At 70.4% G+C, this 16,333-nt stretch carries 16 protein-coding genes; 13 read left to right on the top strand and 3 right to left on the bottom strand.

Going from position 1 to position 16,333, the window contains the following annotated elements; translation table 11 throughout:
* Nucleotides 1–18 precede the first annotated feature (18 nt).
* Nucleotides 19–1,089 carry a 2,3-diaminopropionate biosynthesis protein SbnA gene (gene sbnA / locus ACFWXC_RS19145; RefSeq protein WP_384480117.1) on the top strand — a complete coding sequence of 357 codons (1,071 nt, stop codon included), beginning with the start codon at nucleotides 19–21 and terminating at the stop codon, nucleotides 1,087–1,089.
* Nucleotides 1,090–1,263: 174 nt separating this feature from the next.
* On the opposite strand, the gene ACFWXC_RS19140 is transcribed toward sbnA, so the two are convergent.
* Nucleotides 1,264–2,175, bottom strand: coding sequence for an alpha/beta fold hydrolase (locus ACFWXC_RS19140; protein WP_384480115.1), 912 nt, complete (start codon nucleotides 2,173–2,175; stop codon nucleotides 1,264–1,266).
* A 110-nt stretch (nucleotides 2,176–2,285) separates the two neighbouring features.
* On the opposite strand from ACFWXC_RS19140, the gene ACFWXC_RS19135 reads away from it, so the two are divergent.
* The 3 genes from ACFWXC_RS19135 to ACFWXC_RS19125 all read left to right on the top strand — a co-directional run bounded on the left by ACFWXC_RS19135 (nucleotide 2,286) and on the right by ACFWXC_RS19125 (nucleotide 4,026).
* Nucleotides 2,286–2,903 (top strand): TetR/AcrR family transcriptional regulator, encoded by a 618-nt coding sequence (locus ACFWXC_RS19135; protein ID WP_384480113.1) that lies wholly within the window; start codon nucleotides 2,286–2,288, stop codon nucleotides 2,901–2,903.
* Nucleotides 2,904–2,965: 62 nt separating this feature from the next.
* Entirely contained in the window at nucleotides 2,966–3,388 is a 423-nt protein-coding gene (locus ACFWXC_RS19130; protein WP_384480111.1) for a hypothetical protein, read from the top strand.
* A 257-nt stretch (nucleotides 3,389–3,645) separates the two neighbouring features.
* Nucleotides 3,646–4,026, top strand: a complete 381-nt coding sequence (locus ACFWXC_RS19125; protein ID WP_384480109.1) for a VOC family protein — start codon at nucleotides 3,646–3,648, stop codon at nucleotides 4,024–4,026.
* 82 nt (nucleotides 4,027–4,108) lie between these two features.
* Here the strand turns inward: ACFWXC_RS19125 and ACFWXC_RS19120 are convergent, their stop codons facing one another.
* Both ACFWXC_RS19120 and ACFWXC_RS19115 read right to left on the bottom strand, forming a co-directional pair.
* Complete coding sequence (locus ACFWXC_RS19120; protein WP_384480107.1) at nucleotides 4,109–4,849, bottom strand: VOC family protein; 741 nt, start codon at nucleotides 4,847–4,849, stop codon at nucleotides 4,109–4,111.
* A gap of 268 nt (nucleotides 4,850–5,117) precedes the next feature.
* Nucleotides 5,118–5,750, bottom strand: coding sequence for a TetR/AcrR family transcriptional regulator (locus ACFWXC_RS19115; RefSeq protein WP_384480105.1), 633 nt, complete (start codon nucleotides 5,748–5,750; stop codon nucleotides 5,118–5,120).
* 113 nt (nucleotides 5,751–5,863) lie between these two features.
* Here ACFWXC_RS19115 and ACFWXC_RS19110 point away from each other — a divergent pair, with 113 nt between their 5' ends.
* The 9 genes from ACFWXC_RS19110 (at nucleotide 5,864) to ACFWXC_RS19070 (ending at nucleotide 16,331) form a co-directional block, all read left to right on the top strand.
* A complete protein-coding gene (locus ACFWXC_RS19110) occupies nucleotides 5,864–6,778 on the top strand; it encodes an NmrA family NAD(P)-binding protein (protein ID WP_384480103.1) in 915 nt (304 codons plus the stop codon).
* A gap of 117 nt (nucleotides 6,779–6,895) precedes the next feature.
* Entirely contained in the window at nucleotides 6,896–7,678 is a 783-nt protein-coding gene (locus tag ACFWXC_RS19105) for an SDR family NAD(P)-dependent oxidoreductase (protein WP_384480101.1), read from the top strand.
* 207 nt (nucleotides 7,679–7,885) lie between these two features.
* On the top strand, nucleotides 7,886–9,496 hold the full coding sequence (locus ACFWXC_RS19100; protein ID WP_384480100.1) for a succinic semialdehyde dehydrogenase: 1,611 nt from the start codon (nucleotides 7,886–7,888) through the stop codon (nucleotides 9,494–9,496).
* 123 nt (nucleotides 9,497–9,619) lie between these two features.
* Nucleotides 9,620–10,012, top strand: a complete 393-nt coding sequence (locus ACFWXC_RS19095; RefSeq protein ID WP_384480098.1) for a hypothetical protein — start codon at nucleotides 9,620–9,622, stop codon at nucleotides 10,010–10,012.
* Between the two features lie 467 nt (nucleotides 10,013–10,479).
* Nucleotides 10,480–12,321 carry a DUF4157 domain-containing protein gene (locus ACFWXC_RS19090; RefSeq protein ID WP_384480365.1) on the top strand — a complete coding sequence of 614 codons (1,842 nt, stop codon included), beginning with the start codon at nucleotides 10,480–10,482 and terminating at the stop codon, nucleotides 12,319–12,321.
* 124 nt (nucleotides 12,322–12,445) lie between these two features.
* Entirely contained in the window at nucleotides 12,446–13,021 is a 576-nt protein-coding gene (locus ACFWXC_RS19085; protein WP_384480096.1) for a DUF4255 domain-containing protein, read from the top strand.
* Nucleotides 13,021–13,851 carry a hypothetical protein gene (locus ACFWXC_RS19080; RefSeq protein ID WP_384480094.1) on the top strand — a complete coding sequence of 277 codons (831 nt, stop codon included), beginning with the start codon at nucleotides 13,021–13,023 and terminating at the stop codon, nucleotides 13,849–13,851. Before ACFWXC_RS19085 ends, ACFWXC_RS19080 begins: the two co-directional genes overlap by 1 nt.
* An 85-nt stretch (nucleotides 13,852–13,936) precedes the next feature.
* Nucleotides 13,937–15,826: a phage tail sheath family protein gene (locus ACFWXC_RS19075; RefSeq protein ID WP_384480092.1), complete on the top strand. Its 1,890-nt coding sequence runs from the start codon at nucleotides 13,937–13,939 to the stop codon at nucleotides 15,824–15,826.
* Nucleotides 15,827–15,875: 49 nt separating this feature from the next.
* Nucleotides 15,876–16,331, top strand: coding sequence for a phage tail protein (locus ACFWXC_RS19070; protein WP_351742814.1), 456 nt, complete (start codon nucleotides 15,876–15,878; stop codon nucleotides 16,329–16,331).
* Nucleotides 16,332–16,333 lie beyond the last annotated feature (2 nt).

Here is a 16,333-nt window from a genome sequence, read left to right as displayed (position 1 = left end):
GGCACCAGGAGGCCCGCCGTGCCCGTCATATCCGCTCCCCACGCCTTCAACGAGGGCGACCTGTTCGTCGATCTCGCATCGATCTGCGGATACCCGCTCTACCTGAAGTGCGAGGCCTTCAACTTCGCCGGTTCCATCAAGTTGAAGGCCGCGAACGAGATGGTGGAGAGTGCCGAGCGGGACGGAATCCTGACAGCGGATTCCGTCCTCGTGGAGTCCTCCTCCGGAAACCTCGGCGTCGCGCTCAGCATGATCGCCGCAAGCAAGGGCTACCGGTTTCTGTGTGTGACGGACTCCCGGTGCAACCTGTCGACCAGACTCCTCATGGAGGCGCTCGGCAGCGAGGTGCACATCGTGGCCGACCAGGACACCAACGGCGGCTTCCTGGGCAAGCGGATCGACTACGTCCGCTCGCTGTGCGCCTCCGACGACCGGTACGTCTGGCTCAGCCAGTACACCAACGCCGGCAACTGGCTGGCGCACTACCGTACGACGGCCCCGGAGATCGCCCGCCGGTTCCCGGAGCTGGACGTGCTGTTCGTCGGGGCCGGCACCACCGGAACCCTGATGGGCTGTGCGCGCTACTTCCGCGAGTCGTCCCGGCCGGTGCGGATCGTCGCCGTGGACGCGGCCGGCTCGGTGGCGTTCGGCGGCGAGCCGGGCCGCCGGATGATCCCGGGCCTCGGCATGAGCATGCGGCCGCCGTTGCTCGACGAGTCCCTCGTCGACGAGGTGATCAGGGTGGACGAGCCGGACACCATCCGGATGTGTCACCGCATGGCCAGAAACGGCTTCCTGTTCGGCGGCTCGACCGGAACCGTGGTCAGCGGCGCGACGGACTGGCTGTCCCGGCACGACGCCCGTGACCTCACCACGGTGGCCATCGCCCCGGACCTGGGCGAGCGCTACCTCGACACCATCTACCAGACCAACTGGCTGCAGGACCTGTACGGCGATCAGGTGCTCGACACCGACGTCACCAACGTGGCCGAAGTGGCCGACGCCGCCGCCGACGCCGTACAGACGGACACCCCACCCCGCGAACCCAAGCCCGCGTCACGTGCACCGGCCCGCCGCCGCAGCACCTGACACCCGGCAGGGCAGTCCCTCGGACGCCACCGCACCGGCAGCGTCCGAGGGCCCGCCGGGAGGCTCACGTCAGCAGCAGGCCGACGCCGATCAGCAGAGCCGCGCACGCCGGCACGGCAACCAGCGGAATCGTGCGCCGGTCTGCGCCTCCCGTTCCCGAGCCGTGGGTGGTTGTCAGCCGACGGAGGCCATGAAGTCCAGCATCCTGCGGTTGACCTCCTCCGCGTGGTCGATCTGCGGGCCGTGGCCCGTGCCGGAGATGATGTCGGCTCGGGCGCCGGCAACCAGGCGCGGTACACGCTCGGCCTGCCGTTGCGGGTGCACGAGGAGGCTTCGCCTGCCGAGCACCAGATAGAGCGGAGTCCGGATGGTGGTCAGTTCCCCGTCGGACAGGGGAAGCGGAACGGGGCGGCGTATGCGGTAGGCGCGGGTGGCCGTTCTGATCATCGTGCGCAGTTCCGGCACGACGAGGACCGGCTGTTCCAGCCAGGCCGCCAGCCGCGGGCGGAGTGCCTTGGGCGCGAAGGTCGCGAAGAGGCTGGCGAAGATCCAGACGAAGAAGCGCAGCCCCACCTTCTCCAGGCCGCCGGGGTCGAGCAGGGTGACCGAGGCGAGGCGACCGGGCCTGCGGTGCGCCAGGTTCAGGGCGAGCCATCCGCCGTACGAGCTGCCCACGAGATGTACGCGGTCGAGGCCGAGTCCGGCGAGAGTCTCGTCCAGCCACTGTGCGGCGCGTTCGGGCTGGTGGATCGGCTCGCTCTGCACACTTCGGCCGGGATCACCCGGGGTGTCGATCGCGTAGACCGGGCGGTCCGCGCTGAGGGCGGGGGTGTTCGGGTACCACATCGCGGAGCAGGAGCCTGCCCCGTGCACCAGAACCACGGGGGTGCGGGACCGGGCCGCCTCGTCCGTGGGGCCGTAGCGATAGACGTGCGTGGTACCGAAGGACGTCTCCACGTCTTCTTCGGCGCGCGCAGGCGCTCCCAGCGCGTAGACCGCATCGCAGGCCGCGAAGCAGCGCTCCCGCCAGGCTTCGCTCACATAGCGGCCGACATCGGCCTGAGGTCGGGCAACGGTCTCGGGCATGGGCCCCTCCGTTCTCTTTTGTGATACGAACGTACCACGATATTGGTACACCTGTATCATCAAAGGTCCAGAGGGAGCCATGGCAGGAACGACGAGCGGAGAACCGGCCGATGCCCAGACGCGTGGACCACGCAGAACGGCGCACCGAGATCGCGGAGGCGCTCGTCCGGGTCGCGGGACGACGTGGGCTGCATGCCGTGGGGATGCGCGATGTGGCGGCGGAGGCGGGCGTCTCCCTGCGACTGGTGCAGTACTACTTCCAGACCAAGGAGAAGTTGCTGCTCTTCGGGCTCGAGTATCTGGCGAAGGGGTTCGGGGAGCGGGTCTCCGCCCGTGTGCGAGCCGCCGGGGACGGGTCGGGGCCGCGGGCGATGGTCGAGGCGCTGCTGACGGCGGCGCTGCCGACGGACGACGAGAGCCGCGCCTTCCACTACATCTACACGTCGTACGCCGTTCTGTCCGTGAGCGACCGGGCTCTCGCAGCCCAGTCCTTCATCAAGAACCCTGATGCCGCGGAGGCGGCCCTCACCGGACTCCTCCGGCAGGCGCAGGATGCGGCGCTGCTCGAGCCGGGCGTGGATGCGCAGTTGGAGGCGGCCGGCCTGCTCGCCATGTCCGCGGGACTCGGCACCGGAGTTCTCGTCGGCCAGCGCAGCCCGGAGTCCGCCGCCGCGGTCCTGGACCACCATCTGAACCGAATCTTCCGCACCGGTGAGGCGGTCGGCTGACGGACAGCCGATGGGAGGTGACCCCCTCGCACCGGGTCCCGAGCCCAGGCGATACTCGTCCCGTGGAGTGGTTCGAGCAGGCCCGGGCAGCGGAGCAGGTCTGCGATTGGGATGCGGCCATCGCGCTGGTGAGCGTCCACGCCGAGTGTTACTCCGCCGATTCCGCCGCGCACGACAGCCATCTGTGGCACCTGGACCTGCTCGTCCGCGCGGAACGGCGCACGGAGCTCACGGAACTCGCCCGCACGGATGTCCACGCACGTCGGAGACTCAACAGGTCGCTTCGCGAGCGAGGGATGGAGGCGGCGCTCCGCAACCGCGCCGAAGACGCTGACCGTGATGCCCTGTACGTCCTGGTCCGGCTGCTGTGCGAGACGGGCCGGGCCCGAGAAGCCGCTCGCGTCGTCCAGGATCTCGGCCCGGACGATCGCCACGCGCACCAGATCGTGGCCCACTTCGGATCGCCACCGAGCGCTGCAAGGTGACTCTTCGGGATGCTGCCGAGCTTCACCGGGTGTCTCGGTGTGCGTGCAGGACCAGACCCGCCAGTCGCAGTCGCAGTCGCAGTCGCAGTCGCAGTCGCAGTCGACGGCGGTGCGTACCTGACGCCCTTGGACCTGAAGCCAATTCGCCACTTGTCGCCTCGCCCGATACGGTCGCGAGAGTGTCCTCCCTGCTGGGAGCCCCGTGATCCGCGCGCGGCCACCCCGGCGGTTCCCACGCTGAGAGATAGGTGTCGGCAATGGCGTGCCGTATCAGTGAACTCGTGCTCGGCTGCCGCGACCCCGAGGTACTGGCGCGGTTCTGGTGCGAGGTTCTGGACTTCGTGGAGCTCGGTCGCGAGGACGACGGAAGCATCGAGATCGGGCCGCGCGAAGGGTTCGGCGGCCCACAGCCGACGATCATCCTCAGCATCAGAGACGAGCCGGAGCCCGGAAAATCCCGGCTGCACATCGATGTCAACGCCACCGACCGCGACATGGACGCCGAACTCGAACGCCTCCTGAAGCTCGGGGCGCGCCCGGCCGACGTCGGCCAGACCGGGGAAGAGTCCTGGCATGTCCTGGCCGACCCTGAAGGCAACGAGTTCTGCCTGCTCAGGGCCCGTCTCGCACCACTCTGACGGGCCGCGTCGGCCGCGAGACCCACCAGCGCGTACATGAGCAGGCGGGGCTCACCTGCCGGGGTGTCGTCGAGGCTTCGGGTCAGGGCCGGGCGAGGACGCAGAACTCGTGGCCCTCCGGGTCGGTCAGGCACTTCCACGAGACGTCGCCCTGGCCGAGGTCGAAGTCGGTGGCGCCGAGGGCCCGCAGTCGGGTCACCTCCGCCTCCTGGTCGTCACCGGGACACGCCACCAGGTCGAGATGGACGCGGTCCGGCACGGTCTTCACGCCGGGCGTGCGGAGGAATTCGAGATACGGGCCGACCCCCTTGGCGGAGCGCAGCACCGCATGATCGTCCGTCACCCGGTGCAGGGTCCAGTCCGTCGCCTCGCCCCAGAACCAAGCCATGACCCGCGGATCCGCGCAGTCGACCACCACCGCGGCGATCGGACCGGTGTCCCGGTAGATCTCCCGAGGCTCCAGCACGCAGAACTCGTTGCCCTCGGGGTCGGCGAGGACCGTCCACGGCACGTCGCCCTGGCCCACGTCGGCGGGTGTCGCGCCGAGAGCCCGGAGACGCGCGACCAACTCCGCCTGATGGGCCGCAGAGGTGGTGGCGAGATCGAGGTGCACACGGTTCTTCGTCGTTGTCTTGGGTTCCGGGACGGTGACGACGTCGATACCGACGGCGGCCGGGTCCAGCCAGTCGAAGCCGGCGGGTTGAACGGCGGTCACGCCGGATCCCTCACCGGAAACACCCCAGCCGAGCGCCTCCGCCCAGAACCGGCCGACCGCCGAGTCGTCAAGAGCCTTCAGGTTCGCCTGGACAAGGCGCAGCGTCATGCCGACGATCCTATGCAGGCTGCGACGACCAACGCGGACACCCTCGCCAAACAGAGATCAACTGGCTGACCGGCGAGACGGCGTGCCGCCACAGCCGAGCCGACCGGACCTGGCCGGTCCCAGAGGCGTCAGCGGCCCGCCGTTCAGCGAGGCTCGGGACCGCCGCCGGGACGTGCGTTGCCGGTTGCCCGGGGTCGGGGGCGGAGAGTTCCGGTGCCGTGAACAGCCTGCGGCGCATGCGTGCGCTCGCGGTGATTCCGTCGCCGGCTCACAGCCGTCCGGTCCGGGCGAGGGCGAGCAGGTCGTCCGCGGCTTCCTGGGCGCGGATGCGCAGGGCGGCCGGGTCGGGGACCGGTCCGCCGAGCAGTGCGGTGTCCACGATCTCCGCCTGGAGGAGCGCGGAGAAGACGTGCGCGGCCCGTGTCGGGTCGCTGACCTTGGTACGCAGATCCTCCGGCCAGTGGGACAGGTGCCGGGTGAACAGGGCCACGCGGTCTCCGAGAATCTCCTGCTGGTAGCGGCGGCCGAGCTCCGGGAAGCGCTGCGCATCCCGGGCGACCACTCTGAACAGCGCCAACTGCTGCTCGGACAGGATGTGTTGGAGGAGCTCGCAGCCTGCTTCCGTCAGGCCTTCCAGGGGCGGCAGCTCCAGCCATTTCGGGTTCGCGGTCTGCGCGGAGGTGTCGCAGGCCTCCTGGATGACGGCGACGAAGAGATCGTCCTTGCTCTCGAAATGCCGGTACAGGGTGGTGATGGACACGCCTGCGCTCGCGGCGATGCGGTTGACCGAGCTTCCGCCGTACCCCTCGTCGAGGAAGGCCGCGAGGGCCGCGTTGATGATCGCCTCGCGCTTGCGCGCCATCAGGCGCGCCTTGGGGTCGTTCTCTGCCCAGGTACGCACGATCTTCCTCCGGTCTCGCGTCGACTTGACACAGCATACGACAGCAATCACTATCGAGTCACACGAAAGTGATTGCTTTCGTATGAGTCCATGCGAGTCCAAGGGAGAGACAGATGCAGAAGACGGACACCCCCCGGGTGCTGGTTCTCGGGGCCACCGGCCGCACCGGAGCGGCGGTCGTGAAGGCGCTGGAAGCGACGCCGGGCCAGGCGGTCCCGGTGCGCGCCTCACGCAGCAAGTCGACCGTCGAGCAGTGGATCAAGGAGGGGAAGGAAGCGGTCCGTATCGATCTCGACGACCCCGACACCTTCCCCGACGCGCTGGCGGGCATCGACCGGGTCTTCCTGATGACCGGCTACACCTCGGCGATGAACCAGCAGACCAAGACCCTGGTGGACGCCGCCGAGGACGCCGGCGTCAGTTTCCTGGTGCACCTGGGCGTGTTCAGCGACAAGCGCTCCACCGACGCGCACTTCGCCTGGCACGAACTGGTGGAGCGCTACATCGCCGGCTCCAGGCTGGCCTGGGCGAATGTGCATCCGCACGTGTTCATGGAGAACCTGCTGGGCATCAACCGGCTGCGCGACGGCCGGCTGGTGTGGCCGATGGGCGACAAGCAGGTCGGCTGGATCGCCAACGACGACATCGCGGCGGTCGTGGCCAAGGTCCTCGCCGAAGGCCCTGACACGCATGCGGGCAAGGACTACTTCCTGTCCACCGACGTCCTCAACGGCGCCGAGGTCGCCGAGGTCCTCTCCGCCGCTCTCGGGCAGGAGATCCCCGCGGTGGTCATCACCCCGGACGATCTGATGCGCATGATCGAGGGCGGGCTGGACACCGCACCCGACAACATGGACGACGCGTACGCGGCCAGCACGCTGGTCTGGGTGCGACAGACCTACGAGGGTCGGATGGACTACTCCCAGGTCACCACCAGCGCAGTCCAGGACCTGCTCGGCCGCGAGCCCATCCACTTCGCCGCATGGGCCACCGCACACCGTCAGGAACTGCTTGCCCAGCTCCCCTGACAACCGCGGACCGGGGCCTCCTGCCTGCCGGCCGGCGCCCCGTTGATCTCCGTTTCCCCCACGATCCCCGCACCGCGGCGCCCCCGCACCGTTGGCCGCCGCCCGAAAGAGAACGTCATGGACCTGCAACTGACCGACAAGGTCGTCATCGTCACCGGTGCCGCCTCAGGCATCGGGCAAGCCACCGCCCGTCTGCTCACCGAGGAAGGGGCCGTCGTGGTCGGGGTCGACCGCGACCCGGTCGAGACCGGTCTCGGTGCCCGGGGCACGGCCGTCCGAGCCGACCTCACCGACCCCGCCTCGCCCGACCACGTGATCACCACCGCGATCGAGCGGCACGGCCGGATCGACGCCCTGGTCAACAACGCCGGCGGACTTCAGGCCCGTACCGGCTTCCTGGACATCACCGACGAGCAGTGGCTCGCCGCCTTCGACCTCAACTTCCATGCGGCCCGCCGCATGAGCCGCGCCGTCGTGCCCGCCATGCTGGAAAGCGGCGGCGGCAGCCTGGTCCACCTCGGCAGTGATTCCGCGCGGCTGCCGCATTCCGGCAACCAGGACTACGCGGCAGCGAAGCTTTCGCTGCTCGCGCTGTCCACTTCACTGGCCACCGAGTTCGGCCCCCAGGGCATCCGCTCGAACGTCGTCGTCCCCGGACCCACCCTCACCCCGCTGTACGACGGGCCGAACGGCTTCGCCGAGCAGGCCGCCGAGGTGTGGGGTACGGACAGGGAGACCGCGCTGACTCGCATGACCACGGAGGTCCGACCGCTGCTCACGGGCCGGTGGGGCACGCCCGAGGACCTCGCGCAGGCCATCGCGTACCTCGTCTCGCCCCTGTCGGGCCAAGTCACCGCCGCGGAGTGGGCCGTCGACGGCGGCGCGCTGCGCCAGGTCTGATCCCGCCACATACGAGGAGCCGGCGGCCGTGCGGCAGCGAGGCCGGTCCCCTCGCACGATCGATCCGGCCCCTCGGGCCGACGGTACGAGACCGCCTCGGCTCGCTCCTCGACGGCAACCGTGGGGGCGAACCGCAGATCCGCTGGTGCTCTCTGCTGTCGGTGAGAACGCCAGGGCACGTGTGAAAACCTGTTTGGAGATGACCCGATGAGTCCGACGAGTCCGATGAGTCCGATGGGCGAGTCCTCGGAGAGCCGGAAGAGTGCCGATGCTGTCGGCGTGCGACGCCCGGACGCCCCACTGGTCAGGAGGCTGACGGCAGGCCTGTTGGCCGGTGGCGAGCCCGTGGCCACGACCGCCCCGTTCACCGGCGACACGCTCGCCGTCCTCCCCCAGTCCACTGCGGCGGACGTCGAAGCCGCCTTCGCGGCCGCGCGGGAGGCCCAGCGCCGCTGGGCGGCCCTGCCTGCACGTCGCAGGGCCGAGCCGTTCCTGCGGCTCCATGATCTGATGCTGTCCCGCCGGGAGGAGATCCTCGATCTGCTCCAGTGGGAGAACGGCAAGGCGCGCCACCACGCCATGGAGGAACTGATGGAGGCGGCGTCGTCGACCTTGTACGCCGCCCGGCAGGCCCCGAAGGTCCTGCGGCCCCAGCGCAGGCAGGGCGCCTTCCCCCTGCTCACCCAGGCGGTCGAGACACCTCACCCCAAGGGCGTCGTAGGCATCATCACCCCGTGGAACTACCCTCTGGCCCTCACCATGGACGTGATCCCCGCCCTGCTGGCCGGCAACGCGGTGGTCCACAAGCCCGACAACCAGACGGCGCTGTCCAGCCTCTGGCCCCGCGCGCTGCTCCTGGAGCTGGGCCTTCCCGCAGACCTGTGGCAGGTGGTACTGGGACGCTCGAAGGTGGTCGGGGATCCGATCATGGAGCACGCCGACTTCATCGGCTTCACCGGCTCCACGGCCGTCGGCCGTACCATCGCCGAACAGGCCGGTCGACGCCTGATCGGCGCATCTCTCGAACTCGGCGGCAAGAACCCGCTCCTGGTGCTGGCCGATGCCGACCTCGACCACACCGTGGAGGCCGCCGCCCGGGCCTGCTTCGCGAGCTCCGGACAGCTGTGCGTATCGGTCGAGCGCATCTACGTCCACAGCTCGCTGTACGACCAGTTCGTCACCCGCTTCGGCGCACGCGTGCGGGCCATGAAGCTGGGAGCAGGGCTGGACTTCACGGCTGACATGGGCTCACTCACCTCCCAGGGGCAGCTGGACCGGATCAGCACCCAGGTCGAGCAGGCCCGCGCCGCGGGTGCGACCGTGGTGGCGGGTGGCCGGCCCCGCCCGGACATCGGCCCCTACTTCTACGAGCCGACCGTGCTCACCGGTGTCACTCCCGAAGTGCCGCTGCGGAAGGAGGAAACCTTCGGACCGGTGGTGTCCGTCTACTCGTTCGAGACCGAGGAGGAGGCGGTGCGGGCCGCCAACGACTCCGTCTACGGGCTCAATGCCAGTGTCTTCAGCCGCGACGTCCGCCGGGCCCGCCGAGTCGCCGCCCGCATCGAGTCGGGCACCGTGAACATCAACGAGGGCTACGCCTCCGCATACGCCTCCCAGGGCGCCCCGATGGGCGGCATGAAGGACTCCGGCCTCGGCCGCCGCCACGGCCGGGCAGGCCTCCTCAAGTACACCGAGCCCCAGAACGTGTCCAGCCAGCACCTGCTCGGCTTCGACCCCCCGGCCCGGATGAGCAGGGGCGACTACGCCAAGCTGCTCGCCACGTCACTGCGCACCCTCAAGGCTCTGCGCATACGGTGAGTCACTTTCGGTAGTCATCGCCAGTGACCGGGACAGCCCGGTCCCCACCGTGGCCGTCGCCCACCGCACGCGACGGCCACGGACTGCGTGCCGCCGACGAGCTGTTCGGCGTCGGCATGGGCCGTGGGCAACCCGACCGGGGGCAAGTTCGCCGACCGCGCCCTGATGCCCGCGACCATGGACAAGAACGGTGTAGGCCCCGCGAATTCCAGTGCTGGTAGCTTCGCACCCGTGATCGTGTATCCGCTGTGGCATGTCGGCCACCAGAACGAAGCCGGCGACGACGGCTCGACCGTGCATGTCGATGAAAGCGGTGTGTTCTGCGACGAGTTGGACGGCGACGACGTAAAGCTGCTCGGTATCTACTCCACTCTTGAACGGGCGGAGGAGCGTGTGCGGCAGGCTCGACTGCTACCGGGCTTCCGTGATGAACCGGAGTGCTTCTACTTCGACGCCTGCGAGCTCGACGACGACGCTTGGACCGAGGGTTTCGTTCGCGTTCCGCCGGGCGAGTAGGTCCGCCGGCAAGGTTGTGCCAGGTGGCCATCGCGCGGGGTGCGTTGCCGGTTCTCAGTTGAGAGGCGTCCTCGGCGAACGTCGTGTCCGTGAGGCTGCGACGGAATCGCGGGTGCTGCTCAGTGTCACGACGTCAGGACGTGTCACACGCTGCGTTTGTCGACCCTGAGCGAACCGGGCGGGGTGTGTTTCACCTCGCTCGGCTGTCTGCCCGCAGGCTGGGAAGCTCCGGCTCAGCGCACTCGACCCCGCGCGTTCAGCGGCGCGGGGTCACCTGCCGGACGGCACCTCGTGAAAGCCCGAGGTCAGGCCACCACCTCGTCGCCGCTGGTTGAGGTGCTCGACCCGGCGGAACCCCCGTGGGCATCGGCATCCCGAGGTCTGCCGACTGCCGGTTGACAGCGTGAGTCCGCGACCACCGCGTGTCACGCCCCGCCCGCTCGGCGGACCGGCGCGTCGGCGGCCGGATGCGGGACCGGCTCGTTCCGTCGGGTGTCGGTGACGCGATGGTGACGGACGGTTCGCCACGCTGCGCGGATGTCGCGCTCTTCGCAGACGAGGACGCACCGACCCGGGTGGTGACCATGAGACCTGATCGTTCCCACGAGCCTGCGGCCACGACTCGGCCGGCACGGGCCGCGGACGCGCCGGACCGGCTGCCGGATCGACCGCCGGATCCGGGGTGGGTGAACCGGATCCCCCTCTGGACCCTCGCCGGCCCAGAGGCGAACCGGTCCGCGGGCGCTTCCGCGGACGCGGAGGGCCGTGCCGCGCCGATCACGGCCGTCGGTCGGCCTGCGGGCTCGCGACCGGGCCGGGCACTCGATCCCGCGACACGTACGGAGATGGAATCCCTCTTCGCCACAGACCTCGGCGGCGTACGCGTGCACACCGACGCGCAGGCCGACGACTCCGCCCGTGCCCTGGACGCGAACGCCTGGACCAGCGGCGACGACATCTCGTTCGCGCGCGGCGAGTACGCGCCCGGCTCGGACGCGGGAAACCGTCTGCTCAGACACGAGTTGACCCACGTCGTGCAGCAGCGGGGCCGCCCACCGGCCGCACCGACGAGGGTCAGCGCACAGCACGAGCCCGCCGAGCGGGTGGCGGACGCGGTCGCGGCGGGCACCCGCTCGGGCGCGGCGCTCGCCGGTACGGCGGACCCGCATGTCGTACACCGGCAGGCGCGCACGGCCGGGAACCATGGGGCGGCCGACAGCGCGGAGGGCCACGCGGCGGCCGACGACGCGCAAGACCACGCGACGGCCGAGACGACGCACGACGGTCACGCGACCGCCGACAGGCCGGGCCCGCGAGTCGTCCTCGTCAAGAAGGAGCACTTCACCGGCCGGGAGAGCTACGAGACTCTCGTGAAGAAGGCCAGGGAGACGCCCGGGTGGCACTTCGACCCGGCCGTCACGCCGCAGAACTACCGGAGTCGGTACCGACCCGGGCCCGGAGCCCAGGGCGAGGGCGGCTCCTGGCGTGTCCTCGTGAGGAACCGCGCGTCCACCGATGCCCCGAGCCGGAGCGAGGGCGGGGGAGCCGTCACGACCTGGGACTCCCGCCACCGCGGCCGGTACGTCGAGCAGAACAAGGCCATGTCCAAGCAGGCCGTGGAGGCCATCGCGCAGGCGGCCGCGGAGAAGGACGCGGCCAAGGCGATGAAGATCGCCGAGGAGGTCTCCACCGAGCGGGCCACTGCGCGTACCGCGACCCAGAAGAAGCTCAGCCCGGGGGGCCGCGCCCTGTCGGAAGCGGTCGACACCAAACAGGACTTCGCGAAGTCGGCCGAGAAGTACCGCGGCCGGCTGCCCTCGGCCGAAGGCGGCGCCAGGATTCCCCCGGAATCCGAGATCGAGCTGGCCCGGCGGATCGCGGTCGGCGCGGGGGAGACCCAGGCGACGATCAAGACACTGGCCAAGGTGGGCCGCGTGGTCGGCCCGGTCATGATCGCCGTGGGTGTGGTGCTGGGGGTCCGGGCCATCGTCCAGGCGCCGGAGGGACAGCGGGGCCGGGTCGCCGCACGGGAGGTCGGCGCCTTCGCCGGGGGAGTGATCGGCGCGTCGCTGGGCACGAGCGCCGGCGTCGCCATCGCGACGTTCCTCTCCGCGTTCCTGCTCGCCCTCGGAATCATCGGCGGCCCCGTCGCATGGGTGATGGCGACCGTCCTCGGGATTCTCGGCGGACTGATCGGCGCCTGGTGGTTCAGCAAGCGCGGCGGGCAGGTCGGCGAGGCGGTCTACGACGCCGCTGCCGAGCCGTCGGCCGAGGGGGAGAACCCGTGGGACGGGTCGGCGCAGGACTGACGGCGTCTCCAGGGATGCACAACACCCGGAAAGCACCTGCCAGTTGGCGGTGACGCGCTCGTGACGGCGTGGTCACGGGGGGTCTGCCATGGTCCGTGGGACGAGAGAACGGAGGGACAACGCGGTGGCGAACTACCAGTCGATCGGATCGGTGGCCGAGGCCGTTGCCCGGCTGCTTCGGCAGGCGTGGCAGCCGGCGCTGCTCGGCGGGATCGAGCCGCAGTTCGACGTGTACCAGGGCAAGGACTTCTCCACGCCGATGGCCCAGGGCGTCTCGGTCTTCGTCTACCAGGTGACCGTCGACCAGGTACAGCGCACCCTGCCACCGGCGGCGTCCGACCACCGTCGCCCGCTGCCGGTGCGGATCTCGTTCCTCCTCACCGCCTGGGGGCAGGACGCGTCCACCGAGCACGACCTGCTCGGCTGGGCGATGCGCACGATCGCCGACAGCCCGGTGCTGTCGTCCGGCTTCCTCAACGCCGCCGTACCGGGGGTGTTCCGGCCCGAGGAGACCGTCGAGCTGGTGCCCATGGAAATGAGCGACAACGACGTCTTCCAGCTCTGGCAGGTACTCCCGGGCAGCCTCCAGCTGTCGGTGCCGTACATCGCCCGCGTCGTACGCGTCGAGTCCGACCTCACCGTGCCGCAGGGCGCGCCCGTCCAGGTGCGCGAACTGGCCGTGGGAACGGCGGCCGGCTGATGGGCGTCCCCCAAGAGCGCGAGCGGATCGGGTACCGGGCCCCGCTGGCGGTGCGCTGCTTCGACGCGGCCGGTGCCGCGTTCGCCCGGGACGGCCTGAGTGCCGTCGCCTGGCCCGAGAACGATCCGGCGACGACGGTCCGCGCGACCCCCTCACCGTTCTCGGACCTGCTGGGCTTCGGCAGCCTGCCGGGCCGACGGGCCTACCAGCGGGCCCGTTCCACCGGCGGTGAGCCGCTGAACTGGCCGGTCCCGGCGGCTCCCGAGCCGTTCGTGGTCCGGGTGACCGACCGCGCTCGCCGGTATCTGCCGACGACCCTCCTGGCCGAGGTGCCGGTCGGTACGCCCGTCGCCGTACCGCTGTACCCGGCCCCGGGGCGGCAGGCGCCGTCGGGCTGGGCGGTCGTCCGGGGAGAGCTCCACAGCGCCCCGGACGGGGGACCCCTCGGGTGGGGGGTGGTGGAGGTGTCGACCGACGCCGGCCGCTACTCCACCGTGAGCGATGCCGAGGGCCGTTTCCTGCTCTGTCTTCCCTACCCCGAGGCGCTGCCCGAACTGCCCGAGCCGCCCGGCACATCGGCGGCAGGCCCCGCAGCCGGATCCGCGGGCCTCGCCTCCCTCACCTGGCCGGTCACCGTCGCGGTCCGCTGCCGGCCCGGTGCCCTGCGCCGGCCGGTGGACTCGGCCCCGCAGGACCCGCCGTACCTGGACTCGATCCTCGGGCAGGCGCCCGCGCAGATCGACCTCGGCGGCGGACCCCAGCCGGCCGTCACCGAGACGCTCGCGTTCGGTACCGCCCTGGTACTGCCGCTCACGGTGGTGCCCTCGTGAACCCCGGCTCGATTCCCGAGCCCGGGCCCAACCCAACGAAGCCCAGCCCCAGCCCAGTCGAACGAGCCGCGGAGGCGACCCGACGATGCCCCAATACCTAGCACCCGGTGTCTATGTCGAAGAGGTCGCTGGCCCCCGAACGATCCAGGGAGTCAGCACCAGCACGGCGGCCTTCATCGGGCCCACCCGTTCCGGCCCCACCAGCGGCCGACCCGAACTGCTCACCTCCTACGCCGACTTCACCCGTGTCTACGGCGACGCGGTCGATCTCGAATTCGAGAATGCCGGCCGCTTCCCCAACTACCTCGCGCTCGGCGTCAAGGGCTTCTTCGACGAGGGCGGCAGCAGCCTGTACGTGATGCGCACGTTCGCCCGTACCGACGCGGGCGCCCCCGAGGACGACCACGGTGTCGGTTCCGTGCCCCGCGACACCGACGCGGTCCGGCTGAGCCTGCGGGCGCGCTTCCCCGGACAGGCCGGGAACCTGCGCGTCACCCTCACGCTCCGCGCCGGCACCAACGCGCTCACCGCCGCCGGTGACCTGACCCGGGTACGGGAGTTCGACACCGTCTGGGCGACCAGGACCGCGTCCGACGACAAGGGCGTGTTCACCGTCCGCCGGAACACCACCACCGGGGCCTGGACCCTCACCGGGGGCGCGTTCGATCTGGCGCTGGACCAGGCCAGTGGCGTCTACCCGCTCACCGCCCTGGTCGAGGTACAGCACCCGACCGTCGACGCCCAGGGCCTGCCCGCCTTCGGCCCGCCCCAGGCGGTCGGGGAGTTCGGGTTCGACCCCCGGGCGGTCGGCACCGGCATCACCACCGTCCTCACGGCGAATCCGCCCACCCGCCGCGCCGCGCTCAGTGTTCCGATCGCGGTGGAGGGCGTGGCCGGGCTGGGCCAGGTGTCGCCCGACGACCTGCCCCGGGTGATCGCCGCGGCGCTCTTCGACGCCGGCATCCTGGAGACCAGCCCCGTGACGACGACCCCGCTGCAACTGCGGCAGCGCGTCGTCACCCTCACCGGCGGCTCGGACGGCAACGCCCCCGACGTCACCGAGTACGAGGGCGACCCGACCGGCTTCGCCGACTACCAGAACAACCCCACCGCGCTGCCGTTCAACGGGCTGCCGGCCTTCGAGTCGGTCGACGACATCTCGATCGTCGCCGCGCCCGGCTCCTCCACCGGCTGGGACCGTACGACCGCCGCCCAGGGCAAGGCACGGGCGATCGCCAACGCGGTGATCAACCACAGTGAGCGGATGGTCTACCGGGTGGCCGCGCTGGACACGCCGCCGGGCTTCCTGCCCGACGAGGCGCTGGACTACCGCAACCAGCGGTCCTCGACACACGCCGCGCTGTACTACCCGTGGATCACCGTCAGCAGCCCGCTCGACGGGACCCGGGTCGACGTTCCGCCCGCCGCCTACATGGCCGGGATCTGGGCGCGCAGCGACACCGCCCGCGGCGTGATCAAGGCACCGGCCAACGAGGTCGTCCGCTCCGCGCTCGACTTCGAGACCCGGCTGAACAAGTCCCAGCAGGAACTGCTCAACCCGCAGGGCGTCAACTGCCTGCGCTTCTTCCCCGGTCCCGGGTTCCTCGTGTGGGGCGCCCGGACGATCTCCGACGACCCGGAGTGGAAGTACCTCAGCATCCGCCGGTACTTCAACTTCCTGGAGAAGTCGATCGACCAGGGCACCCAGTGGGTCGTCTTCGAGGTCAACGGGCCCGCCCTCTGGGACGCCGTACGGCACACGGTCGAGGGGTTCCTGTTCAACGAGTGGAAGAGCGGTGCCCTGCTGGGCGCCAAGCCCGAGCAGGCGTACTTCGTGCGCTGCGACGCCTCCACGATGACCGCCGACGACCTCGACAACGGCCGGCTGATCTGCGTCGTCGGCGTCGCGGCGGCCAAGCCCGCCGAGTTCGTCGTCTTCCGGATCAGCCAGTGGACGGCCACCCAGACGGCCTGAGAGACGGCGACACCTACGGCTGACAGCGGCCAACCGATGAGGAGCGGCAATGGCAACCCAACGTGACAATCCCTACGGCGGTTTCAACTTCCTGGTCGACTTCGCGACCGGCGACGCGAGCACGGTGCGCGGCGGTTTCCAGGAGGTCAGCGGCATGAACATCGAGGTGACCTCGGCGGACTACCGCGCCGGGAACTCGCCGGTCAACCATCCGGTCAAGGTGAACGGCGTCTACAAGATCGGCGACGTGACCTTCAAACGCGGGCTGATCGGCGCGCTGGACCTGTTCCAGTGGGTGGACGCGATCCGCACCGGCGACCAGTCCGCGCTGCGCACCGTGCACGTGTCTTTGCAGGACGAGGCGCACAACGGCCCCGTGATGACCTGGACCCTGCTGAACGCACGGCCGCTGCGCTACACCGCGCCGTCGCTCAACGCCAAGGCGGGCTCCGAGGTCGCGATCGAGGAACTCGTCCTGTCCGTCGAAGACATGAGCGTGGAGTAGCC

It is taken from the genome of Streptomyces sp. NPDC058683, assembly GCF_042716195.1.
GTDB lineage: Bacteria > Actinomycetota > Actinomycetes > Streptomycetales > Streptomycetaceae > Streptomyces.
Note: the sequence above shows the minus strand (reverse complement) of the source record. Positions and strands in the feature narration are given on the sequence as shown.

What these genes read in the sequence shown, in the direction of transcription:
- ACFWXC_RS19140 (WP_384480115.1), bottom strand. Translation starts at nt 2,175, where the DNA reads ATGCCCGAGACCGTTGCCCGACCTCAGGCCGATGTCGGCCGCTATGTG.
- ACFWXC_RS19135 (WP_384480113.1), top strand. Translation starts at nt 2,286, where the DNA reads ATGCCCAGACGCGTGGACCACGCAGAACGGCGCACCGAGATCGCGGAG.
- ACFWXC_RS19125 (WP_384480109.1), top strand. Translation starts at nt 3,646, where the DNA reads ATGGCGTGCCGTATCAGTGAACTCGTGCTCGGCTGCCGCGACCCCGAG.
- ACFWXC_RS19120 (WP_384480107.1), bottom strand. Translation starts at nt 4,849, where the DNA reads ATGACGCTGCGCCTTGTCCAGGCGAACCTGAAGGCTCTTGACGACTCG.
- ACFWXC_RS19110 (WP_384480103.1), top strand. Translation starts at nt 5,864, where the DNA reads ATGCAGAAGACGGACACCCCCCGGGTGCTGGTTCTCGGGGCCACCGGC.
- ACFWXC_RS19105 (WP_384480101.1), top strand. Translation starts at nt 6,896, where the DNA reads ATGGACCTGCAACTGACCGACAAGGTCGTCATCGTCACCGGTGCCGCC.
- ACFWXC_RS19100 (WP_384480100.1), top strand. Translation starts at nt 7,886, where the DNA reads ATGAGTCCGACGAGTCCGATGAGTCCGATGGGCGAGTCCTCGGAGAGC.
- ACFWXC_RS19090 (WP_384480365.1), top strand. Translation starts at nt 10,480, where the DNA reads ATGCGGGACCGGCTCGTTCCGTCGGGTGTCGGTGACGCGATGGTGACG.
- ACFWXC_RS19080 (WP_384480094.1), top strand. Translation starts at nt 13,021, where the DNA reads ATGGGCGTCCCCCAAGAGCGCGAGCGGATCGGGTACCGGGCCCCGCTG.
- ACFWXC_RS19075 (WP_384480092.1), top strand. Translation starts at nt 13,937, where the DNA reads ATGCCCCAATACCTAGCACCCGGTGTCTATGTCGAAGAGGTCGCTGGC.
- ACFWXC_RS19070 (WP_351742814.1), top strand. Translation starts at nt 15,876, where the DNA reads ATGGCAACCCAACGTGACAATCCCTACGGCGGTTTCAACTTCCTGGTC.